This window comes from Pseudoxanthomonas sp. CCNWLY206-1 (assembly GCF_039710385.1).
Taxonomy (GTDB): domain Bacteria; phylum Pseudomonadota; class Gammaproteobacteria; order Xanthomonadales; family Xanthomonadaceae; genus Pseudoxanthomonas_A.
In genome coordinates, this window is the sequence record NZ_JBDKXI010000001.1 from 614,793 (window position 1) to 624,701 (window position 9,909).

At 62.7% G+C, this 9,909-nt stretch carries 12 protein-coding genes; 7 read left to right on the forward strand and 5 right to left on the reverse strand.

What is annotated here, in order from left to right; all coding sequences use genetic code 11:
- Positions 1-22: 22 nt before the first annotated feature.
- The 4 genes from AADW18_RS02580 to AADW18_RS02595 are packed head-to-tail and all read right to left on the reverse strand — an operon-like array spanning position 23 to position 3,002.
- Positions 23-955, reverse strand: coding sequence for a GNAT family N-acetyltransferase (locus tag AADW18_RS02580; protein ID WP_337341777.1), 933 nt, complete (start codon positions 953-955; stop codon positions 23-25).
- Positions 942-1,895 (reverse strand): hypothetical protein, encoded by a 954-nt coding sequence (locus AADW18_RS02585; protein ID WP_337341778.1) that lies wholly within the window; start codon positions 1,893-1,895, stop codon positions 942-944. The genes AADW18_RS02580 and AADW18_RS02585 overlap by 14 nt, the downstream gene beginning before the upstream one ends.
- A 7-nt stretch (positions 1,896-1,902) precedes the next feature.
- A complete protein-coding gene (locus AADW18_RS02590; protein ID WP_337341779.1) occupies positions 1,903-2,583 on the reverse strand; it encodes an acetyltransferase in 681 nt (226 codons plus the stop codon).
- A gap of 2 nt (positions 2,584-2,585) precedes the next feature.
- Positions 2,586-3,002, reverse strand: a complete 417-nt coding sequence (locus tag AADW18_RS02595) for an FdtA/QdtA family cupin domain-containing protein (protein WP_337341780.1) — start codon at positions 3,000-3,002, stop codon at positions 2,586-2,588.
- 222 nt (positions 3,003-3,224) lie between these two features.
- On the opposite strand from AADW18_RS02595, the gene AADW18_RS02600 reads away from it, so the two are divergent.
- The 7 genes from AADW18_RS02600 to AADW18_RS02630 all read left to right on the forward strand — a co-directional run bounded on the left by AADW18_RS02600 (position 3,225) and on the right by AADW18_RS02630 (position 9,278).
- Positions 3,225-3,842, forward strand: coding sequence for a cytochrome b/b6 domain-containing protein (locus AADW18_RS02600; RefSeq protein WP_337341781.1), 618 nt, complete (start codon positions 3,225-3,227; stop codon positions 3,840-3,842).
- Positions 3,843-3,907: 65 nt separating this feature from the next.
- Positions 3,908-5,233: a cytochrome C gene (locus AADW18_RS02605; protein WP_337341782.1), complete on the forward strand. Its 1,326-nt coding sequence runs from the start codon at positions 3,908-3,910 to the stop codon at positions 5,231-5,233.
- A gap of 25 nt (positions 5,234-5,258) precedes the next feature.
- A complete protein-coding gene (locus tag AADW18_RS02610) occupies positions 5,259-5,648 on the forward strand; it encodes a c-type cytochrome (protein ID WP_337341783.1) in 390 nt (129 codons plus the stop codon).
- A gap of 213 nt (positions 5,649-5,861) precedes the next feature.
- Entirely contained in the window at positions 5,862-6,614 is a 753-nt protein-coding gene (locus tag AADW18_RS02615) for a hypothetical protein (RefSeq protein WP_337341784.1), read from the forward strand.
- Positions 6,615-6,733: 119 nt separating this feature from the next.
- Positions 6,734-7,318 carry a sigma-70 family RNA polymerase sigma factor gene (locus tag AADW18_RS02620; protein ID WP_337341785.1) on the forward strand — a complete coding sequence of 195 codons (585 nt, stop codon included), beginning with the start codon at positions 6,734-6,736 and terminating at the stop codon, positions 7,316-7,318.
- Entirely contained in the window at positions 7,315-7,959 is a 645-nt protein-coding gene (locus AADW18_RS02625; protein WP_337341786.1) for a zf-HC2 domain-containing protein, read from the forward strand. Before AADW18_RS02620 ends, AADW18_RS02625 begins: the two co-directional genes overlap by 4 nt.
- A complete protein-coding gene (locus AADW18_RS02630; protein ID WP_337341787.1) occupies positions 7,956-9,278 on the forward strand; it encodes a S8 family serine peptidase in 1,323 nt (440 codons plus the stop codon). The genes AADW18_RS02625 and AADW18_RS02630 overlap by 4 nt, the downstream gene beginning before the upstream one ends.
- A gap of 90 nt (positions 9,279-9,368) precedes the next feature.
- Here the strand turns inward: AADW18_RS02630 and AADW18_RS02635 are convergent, their stop codons facing one another.
- The gene (locus tag AADW18_RS02635; RefSeq protein WP_337341788.1) at positions 9,369-9,809 is read right to left on the reverse strand and encodes a hypothetical protein; all 441 of its coding nucleotides are present in this window, start codon (positions 9,807-9,809) and stop codon (positions 9,369-9,371) included.
- Positions 9,810-9,909 lie beyond the last annotated feature (100 nt).

Sequence of the window (9,909 nt, forward strand, 5' to 3'; positions counted from 1 at the left end):
AGGTCGAAGGCAGCGGCGTCCATCAGAGCGTCCACTCATAGAAGTCGTGCACGATGGCGCGCGCACCGAAGCGTTCCTTCTGCTCGACCAGTCCTTCATTGAGCACGCGTCCTTCTTGTTCGGTCGAAATGCCGAGGCTGAAGTACTCGCGCTGTGCGTACACGTTCTCGATGAGCTCGGCCAGCAGAAGGCTGAGTGCGTCCAGGCGCCGGCCCTCTTCCGACGCCGCCAGGTATTGGGTGTGTACGACCCTGCCGAAGTCGTAGACCAGCGCGCCGGCGAGCAATGCGCCGCCGGCTCGCGCTTCGTGCAGCACAATTTGTGAAGGGAACCGGTCGTGAAGCAGACGCAGTTCTTCCAGGTTGTGCGTGGGTGCGGCGCCGTGCCGCTCCAGTACCTGCGTAAGCAGGACATGAAAATCCGCCATGCCCTGCCCGACCTGCACGCCAAGGCCCGCTTTCCTTGCCTTGGCGATGGAGCGCTGACGCTCAGGGGTGAATCTCAACGGCTCGCGCAACGCGACTACCGAGGACACATCGCGGCGGTGAAGGCGAGCCCCGAGCCGATGCAGTGCGTAGAGATCTTCCTCGGCGGGCGAAGCATGAAACACATGCGGAACCGCTTTGTAGAGCAGCCGCGACAATCCCCGCGAGCGATAGTGTTCGCCAATCTGGTCGAACACCGCCAGTGTCGATCCAGCGCGCAGTGCGTATGAGGAAAGCAGCCCGCCGTAGGTCAATCCGGCGTGACTGGCGACGGTATCGCCCCGGACGTTCGCCGGCAGCACCGCCACCATTTCCCCGCTCCGCTCGACCACCAGCGAGGCATCGGTGAATCGATCGGCGTGGTAGTCCATGTAGCCGCGCAGATGCAGCAGGTTGCCGTTCCGGGAATGCGCGACCAGCGCATTCCAGGCCTTGGCGTCAGCGGCGGCATACGGCCTAACCAAGAACATTCACGCCTCCCGCGCTTGGCGGTAGACCGGCTACCGCCAGCCCGAATCCTTCCTTGCCCATGTCATTGCCGTTGTAGAACATCAGCAGTTTGTCGCGATGCTGGACCAACGCCGGGTAGCACAGCGTGCGCGCATCCCAGCCGCTTTCGGACAGCGCCAGCCCCAATGCTTCGTCGCACCGCCGCCATCGCACGCCGTCATCGCTCTCGGCTACGCCGGGGAAGTATTCGCCGGTGGTGTTGCCGCGGGTGAAATACATCAGGTAGCGGCCACCGAAACGGTACACGCGCGGCCGGCCGATGCGATATTCATTGCCTTGCGGCAGCAGGCAGACCTGATCCGCGCGCGGGATCGCGGCCAGATCCGCGGTTTCCACATAGCGGATGTGGTAACGCGGAAAAGGGGCATCGCCAATAGGTTCCCAGTCGTCGCCGACGGCGTACCACAGCCGCCAACGACCTCCTTCATAACGCGCCGAATGCACTGCGGCAATCGTGCTGCGGCCCGGCGCGCGATCGAGAATGGGCGTCTCCTGGCAACGCTGGAATGACTCGCCTCCATCGCGGGATATCGCCAATCCGGTGAACGCCAGGAACTTGGCGTGTGCCACACGCTGGAAGCCGACGTAGAACAGGTGCAGACCTTCCGACGTCCGCACCACGTCTCCCAGGATCATCCCGCTGTCGTCGAAACACCCTCCGCGCCCGATATCGAGCACCGGTTCGGCGCTGACGCGCATGACGGTAGTGGGATCGTCCGCGCTGACGTCGACGTAGCCGATGCGGCTGACGCCGTCGTCATCCCTGAAACCCGCATAGATGCGCAGCGTTTCTTCATCCAGCCGCCAGGGTGTCGGCGTCAGCGCCGAATGACGCATCCATCCACCCACGCGATGACGTGCGACGTCGAATACCAATCCTTGCTTGGCCCAAGCGAACATCCGCGCCTCAGAGCTTGACGTCGAAACTGGAACGATCCGGAACGGCACGCGCCGGCGAACCAACGTAGACGCGGCCGGGATCGGTATCACGGGTGACCAGCGCACCGGCGCCGATCACGTTGTCGGCAGCGACCTTGACCCCGTCGTTGAAGGTCGCGTTCACGCCGATGAAGCTGCTTGAGCCGATCTCGCAGTAACCGGACACCACCGCGTGCGAAGCGACGAACGCGTGCTCGTGGATCACCGTGCGATGACCGATGTGGTTGCCGCTCCACAAAACGCAGTTGTCGCCGATACGGGTGAACGGCTGGACGACATTGCCTTCGAATATGAAGCAGTTCTCGCCGATCTCGGCGTTGCGCCAGACGAAGGCGCGTGAACTGACGTAGCTGGCGAACCGATATCCGCGGCGCTTGGCGTCCAGATAGAAGCGGGTCCGCAAGCGATTGAGCCCGGTGGCCGGGATGGCGACGAATACCTCCACGTCGCCAGGCGCGTGGATACTCTCAAGATCTTCGTAGGCGAGCACGGGCAAGCCGGCCAAGGTCGGCGCGGCGCTGCCTTGGCTGGGTATGTAGTCGCGTTCCACACTGAAGGCCACCACTTCGTAGTCGCTGTCGTGGGTGAAGTATTCGCAAGCGATCTGCGCAAGCTCGCCCGCGCCAACGAGTACCAGAGGCTTTGCCATGCTTAGGCCTCCTGCCATTGAACGCCGTTCGCTTCGCGCAGGAACTCGTCGTAGTCGACGATGTAGTCGTCCGGGTCGTACAGCTGGTCGGCCAACACCATCAGCACGCAGTCTTCGCTGAAGTCGTACAGATCGCGCCAGACCATGCCGCCGAGCAGCAGGCCGCGTGCGGGATCGTCCAGCACTACCTCCACGGGGCCATGGCCTTCGTCGGCCAGGAACGTCACCGAACCATGCAACGCCACGACCAGTTGATTGAGGCGGCGGTGGGCATGCTGTCCGCGATGTACGTCCTGCCGGGTGGCGAACAAGTAGTACACACGCCGGATCTCGAAAGGCACGTTGCGTTCTTGCTCAAGCGCGACGAGCTGGCCGCGGTCGTCGCCGTGCATGTGCAGATGGATGAGTTCGATTGTCATGACCTTGACCTGCCCCACGGCGTCCTGGAAGGAAGCGCTTGCACTTCCTGAGTGCCGCCAACCCGAGAGAAGGTTGTCGTCGTCACAAGACCACTCCGCCGGCGCAACCTTTCTCCGGTAACTCGGCACATAGGGATGCGCGGCTTCCCACCCATGCGTGATCCACCGACATAGCGGTCGACCTTCCATCGACCGATCCCCGGACCGGAAACCCATCATTCAATGACGCCACCAAACCCTGCCCCTGACGCCGTCCCTCCCCCGCCGACGCCACCGGAACCTGTCTTGGACGCTGGCATCGTTACCGCCCGTCCAAGACCGAGATCATTGGTCGCGCTGCATTGGCTGACTGCACTCGCGTTGGTTGGTGCGGCGACATTGATCCTTGTCCGCGGCGAGGTCGATGGCCGCGCCCTACGGCAATGGCTGCTGGAGGGTCATCGTCATTTCGGTCTGCTGGTACTCATGTTGTTTTGCCTGCGCGTGGCGGTGCGACTGCGCCTGGGCCGCTTGCAGGCGCCGGTTGGCATGGGTTGGATCATCCGTGCCGCAGCCGCGCTGACCCACGTCGCGATGTACGCACTGCTGCTGTCGCTGCCGCTGCTCGGGTGGGCGCTAAGCGATGCGCTGGCCAAGCCCGTGCACCTGTTCGGCCTCTCCTTGCCGACGCTGGTGGAACCGGATCCGGATCTCGCCGACACGTTGCAGGCGTGGCACCTGGATGCGGCGTGGGCGCTGTTGGCGCTGGTCACGCTGCATGTCGGCGCCGCGCTGTGGCACCACTTCATCCGACGCGATGCGGTACTGCGCGACATGCTGCCGCAGCGCAGGCGCGACTGATGCCTTTTTTATCCCGTGCTTCCATTACCCGCAGCTTGTCGCATCGACGCGACCAAGGAACTCCCATGAGCAACGTCCCCATTCGCCAACTGCACATTCTCATGCTTGGCTTGATCGTCTGTTTGCTGATGCTGTTGGTCAGTCCCCGCGCACAGGCGGTGCCGTCGTTCGCTCGCCAGACCGGCTCGGCGTGCGCGGACTGTCATATCGGCAGCTATGGCCCGGCGCTGACGCCGTACGGCATGCGATTCAAACTGGGCGGCTATACCGACAGCAACGGCGAGGGCATCAAGATTCCTGTTTCCGCCCAGGTCACCGGCGTGCACTCGAATCCGGCGCGTGGCGAAACCACCTCACGCCTCAATGAAGCCGATCTGTACCTGGCCGGCCGCATTTCCGACTACGTCGGCGGATACGTCAAGGTCGCATCCACCAATACTGGCAACGACAAGTTCGACACGCGCCTCACCGAGATGGACCTGCGCTTCGTCACCAGCAAGTTCAAGATCGGCGAGAAGAATGCGACGGTCGGCGTCACCGTCAACAACAACTTTGGCGCGCAGGACCCGATCGGCGTACTGCCGGCGGCCTCCAGTTTGGGTGCGCCTTCGGCCTACGCTACGTCCAATTCGATTCTCAACTCTTCGCCGTTGTCGCGGCGCGTGCTGGGCACCAGCGTGTACGGCGTGTACGACCGCGACTGGTACGGCGAACTCGGCACCTATCGCAGCATGTCCACCTCGTTGCAGGATCGTTTTGGCTTCCCGGTTTCTGGCGATCCCGGCAGACTCAGCGACACCGGCTATATGCGCCTGGCGTACATGCGCGACTTCAAACGTCACTTCTTCTCGGCCGGCGTGACTGCGCTCAGCACCAAGCAACAGCGACCGCGCACGGGTGGGCCGACGAACGATGTTACCGATCTGGGCTATGACCTCACCTACCAATTCCTCGGTAATCGCGAGCACGTGGTGAGCGTGGCCTATACCAACATCTATGAGCGCCGCCGCTACGGCGACCCACTCGGCGGAGATCCGGCACTGGTGCCCTTCCGACGCGGCTCGGTACGCGACCAGACGTTGAGCTTGAACTACGCCTTCCGACAGAGTTACGGCGTACTGCTGGCCCATATGATCAATACCGGGTCGGCCGATCCTGCGCGCTACGCGCCCTATGGGGTGCCCGACACCACGGCCAATCTGATCAGTGCGTACTGGACCCCGTTCGGCAAGGAAGACAGCTTCACTTCGATCGCCAACATGCGTCTTTCCGCCACATGGTTTCGCTTCAGCAAATTCAATGGAGCGTCGGACAACGTGTTCGGCCCATTTGCGCCGACCAACGCGGAGGACCTGAACCAGTTCCAGGTCGCCTTGAGCCTGGCGTTTTGATTTCCTCCACTGAGAGCCGAACACGATGACCTTACGTGTTGTTCCCGTCCTGTCGCGCGCCGTATTGGTCGGCGCGTTGTTGGCTGGCGCCTGGGTGCCTGCCGCCGTGCATGCCGCCGATCCCGGCGTCAGGGTTTTCATGTCCGAATGCGCCGAGTGCCACAGCGCGGCCAATGGCAAGAACAAGGAGGGCCCGTCGCTGTTCGGCGTGATTGGCCGACCTTCAGCTACGGTGCCTGGCTACAAGTATTCCAAAGCGCTGCGCCAGGCAGGTTGGACGTGGGACGAGGCCACCCTGCGCCGCTACCTGGCCCAGCCCGCGGAGAAAGCGCTTCCAGGAACCAAGATGGAGTACGACGGGCTCGATGCAGAGCAGGTGGATGCCCTCATCGCCTACCTGCGCACGCGCCGTTGAAGCTTGCCGCGCTGGCGTCAGGTCTATGGAAGAGGGCTATACTCGGGCCACAATTTCGGCAGCGGCCTGTATCGCCACCGCTGCCTGGATGTATAGGCATCGAACTCCTTCGGCTTACGACCTTGCACAACGATCCGTCCGCCGCCTTGACCTCCACGCCTCCCGTCAGGCGCTTGTGCGGATAGCGGCTTTCTTGACGACGTTGAGATCGGCATGCACCGGCGAGTCCGCATCGTGATTCATCGCCCGATCCGCACGAATATCCGGCGAGCTGGCAGCCATTGGCTGCTGCTGGCCGCCATGCTTTGTCCTGCACTGGCAGCAGAGGCGGCCGACCTGGGTGGTGCGATCGCAATCAATTCCCAACTGGTTGATCGCGGTATCGCGATCACCTCCCGCACACCTGTCGTCCAAGGATCGGTCTACTGGGCGCCCGCCGCGGGCTGGTCGCTGGACCTGTCCGCGGCCGTCGAAACCCGTTCGCCGGAACAGTTGCTGGAATCGGGCATCGCGCTCTCCCACCACTGGACGCTTTCCGACCGCTGGCAGGCACAGGCCAGCCTGTCGTACTACCGGTACCGTTATGCCGTCGACGACAGAGAATGGGACGTCGAGCGGACCGAGGCCAGCGTCGGTTGGACTTACCGGGACATGTTGACCTTCTCGCTGTCGGCATCGCGCATGCCCGGCAGCGGACGCGTGTACGGCGCGGCGGACGTCACCATGCAGCATTCGCTGTCGGAACATTTCGTGTTATCGGGCGGGCTGGGGATTGCCCAGCCCCCACGGTTCGATGACGGACAGGCGCGTAGTGGTCATTACCGTTACGGGCATGCGGGATTGATATGGAGCCGGGGAAGCTGGAGCATCGAGCTCGACCGCGTCGCCACCAGCGCCAATGTGCCGCGGCCATGGGGCGGCCAGCGCGTATCGCCCTGGGTCGCGACGCTCTCGGTGGCGTTCTGAGAACCTGCCAGCGATCCTGCCGCACTCGGCATGCGGCCCGCGTGAACAGGTTCTGCGCAGGATGCAACCTTTCTCCCTAGTGGCCGCACATACCGGTATCTGATGCTCCTTCCCCTGCCATGAACGATACCGACGCCCTGGGCGATGCCACCGACCGCGTGCTGCTGCAACGCATGGCCACGGGCGACCGCGAAGCGCTGGCGACGCTGTACAGGAACTATCACGGCCGGCTGTGCAGATTCCTGTCGCGCCTGACTCGTCGCCCGGACATCATCGAGGAAGCCATCAACGATTGCTTCTGGATCGTCTGGCAGAAGGCCGAAGGTTTTCGCGGCGACTCGCAGGCATCCACCTGGATCATGGGCATCGCCTATCGCTGCGGTCTTAAGGCGCTGCGCCAACATGGCGGCGACCCGGTCGACGACAGCGAAGTAGCAGAGGATCGCTTCGCCACCGACGATCCGGACGAAGACCGCGAGTTGCGCGATTGGCTGGGCAAGGGACTCGAACGACTCACTGCCGACCAACGCGTCGTCATCGAATTGGTGTACGGGGTCGGCTACAAACTGGAGGACATCGCGATCATCATGGATTGCCCGATCGGCACGATAAAAGCCCGGTTGTTCCATGCGCGAGTCAAGCTCCGCAACGTGCTGCCGGCCCTGGCCGGAAGCGTCCCCACACTGACGGAGAAACTGTCATGAAGACCTTCTTCGTGCAACCTGGCCAGGAATGCTCGCATGCCTGGGAGCTGATGCCCTGGGTACTGCAAGGAAGCGCCAGCGAGGAACAGAACGACTGGCTACATACCCATTTGACCCAATGCAACGCTTGCAGTGCTGAGTTCGCTCAGCAGAGCAAGTTGCGCTTGGCCATGTCGCTGCCGACCGACCTCCCCGTCGATCCCGAGGCGGGGTTGCAGCGCCTGCTCAAGCAAATCGACACGCCCGAACCACGGCAGAAGCCGGTGCGGGGGCAATCGAACGGTTGGTTGGTCAAGGCGCTGGCGGCCACGGTACTGGCCCAGGCAATCGGCCTTGGCGTGTTGAGCTCGCAGCTATTCACGGCGAATCAGACCCCGGCCTATCGCACGCTCAGCGACGCACCCGCGCCCATCGCGACCGGAGCAATCAGGGTAGTCCCCGATCCGCAAATGCCTGTGGCTGATTGGAATACGTTGTTGCATACGCTCAAACTACAGGTGGTCGGTGGACCGAATGGCATGGGCGCGTATATCGTCGCGCCTGCCACACCCGATGCCGCCACCGAGACTTCCCAAATCGTGCAACAGCTGCGCACCGCGCCCGGCATTCGTCTGGCAGAACCCATCTCCCCTGCTCCGTGAAGCGACGACTTGCCCTGCTGCTGTCAGCCAGTTTCGTACTGGCTGGCTGCGCTCACTTGGATGGCGGGCTGACGCAGCTACCGCCGGATCAATCCAGGGAGGCGTCCGCGCTGGACAACCAACGCGACATCGTACTGGCGGTGGAGAACCCACTGGCACCAGCACCGACGCGTGCCGGCTCCAACCTGCTGGGCTACGCTTCGGCAAAATCCTATGGTGCGGGCAGACAGGCACTTTTCACGCTTGATGCGCTCAAGCGCCAATACGGCCTACGCGAGGTGGCGGCTTGGCCGATCAAGCCACTTGGCGTGTACTGCGCGGTATTGCAGCCGCCGCCGGGCGTGTCGCGGGATGAACTGATAGCCTCCTTGGCCGCCGACGAACGCGTCCAGTTGGTGCAGCCGCTACAGGATTTCTCGGTTTACTCGTCGAACGAGCCCGCTACCAGTCGCACCGCCCAGACACCAAGCTATAACGATCCCTATATCGATCTGCAACGTGGCTTCATCGCTACCGATGCCGCCGCCGCGCAGATTCACGCGCAGGGTCAGGGCGTGGAAGTGGCCATTGTCGACACCGGCGTGGACACTGCCCATCCCGACCTGCGTGGCCGCATCCGCGACGTACACGATCTGGTGGGAGGAGACGCCCCGGCCTTCAATCGCGACGCGCATGGCACCGAAGTCGCCGGCATCATCGCGGCGAACAGCAACAATCGTCTCGGCATCGCCGGCATGGCGCCCAAGACCAAACTCAACATCTACAAGGCGTGCTGGTATCCACAAGTGTCCGGCGCTGCTGCGCGTTGCAACTCCTTCACCTTGGCCAAGGCGTTGGCGACGATCGCCGGCACCAGCGCACGCATCGTCAATCTAAGCCTGGGCGGTCCCAGCGATCCGCTATTGCGCCGGTTGCTCGAACAGCTACTGCATCAAGGCCGCATCGTAATCGCCGCGATGCCTCCGGATGGCCGCCTCGGCGGATTCCCCAACGACATCCCGGGCGTGATCGTCGTGCGCACCAGCAACAGCGCATCCGCCCCAACCGGCGTGCTCAACGCACCGGGCGACGACATCCTGACTACCCAACCCGGCAACGGCTACGACTTCACCTCCGGCTCATCCATGGCCGCCGCGCATGTCAGCGGCATGGCCGCCCTGCTGCTTTCCCTCTCGCCAAACCTGGACGCACGCAGCACGCACGAACTCATGCGCCGGACCAGCAAGTCCACCGACGGACTGGTACAGGTGAATGCGGATGCTGCGGTCGGTGCGTTGACGAATGCAGGTAAGACTTCGCGGCGTGTGGCGCGTCCGTGAGTAGGTGAGCGACACACTCCATTTTGCATTCGGCCAGGCGAAACTTGGAGACTGAGGAACCGTCAGGAGCTTGAATCACAAAGCTAGCCACTAAGGCATCCAGCGAAGCGTTTCCTGCTCGGTCGAATTTATTGAATCATCATCCGATATACCTTGAACGATGAAGTGCTTTGCGAATGGCTCCAATATGAGAGTGCGATTGATCTCGCGACTGTCGCAGAGCATCGCGATCTGCCCTTCCACGTTAGTGGAGGTGTGCTCCAACATGCGCTCCGCACCAGTATTGGTGAGCGTGACGAACCAGGGGTGATCTCCAGCAAAGCTCGGCTCCATCCTCTCCACAGAAGCGATGTGTTCGGGACGAATCAGTTCAGTGATGGAGAGAGTGCCATTGGGAGTGACCGCTCGAAACGAAAGATCGCAAAGGGACAGATCGAGCCCAGCATCCTGCCTCCCCGGAGCGGACTTGGTGCATCCGAACAGTGAAAGCGAAACAATCAGGACTACCAGGGGCCGGAAAACGGATTTCATGTGCTCCCTGGAGACTATCTACTGCTCGGAAAAATGGCACCCGGATTGGGCGAAAAGTTGGGCGAAGTGCGTTCCGAGTTCGCGTTCCGTTCGGTTTTTA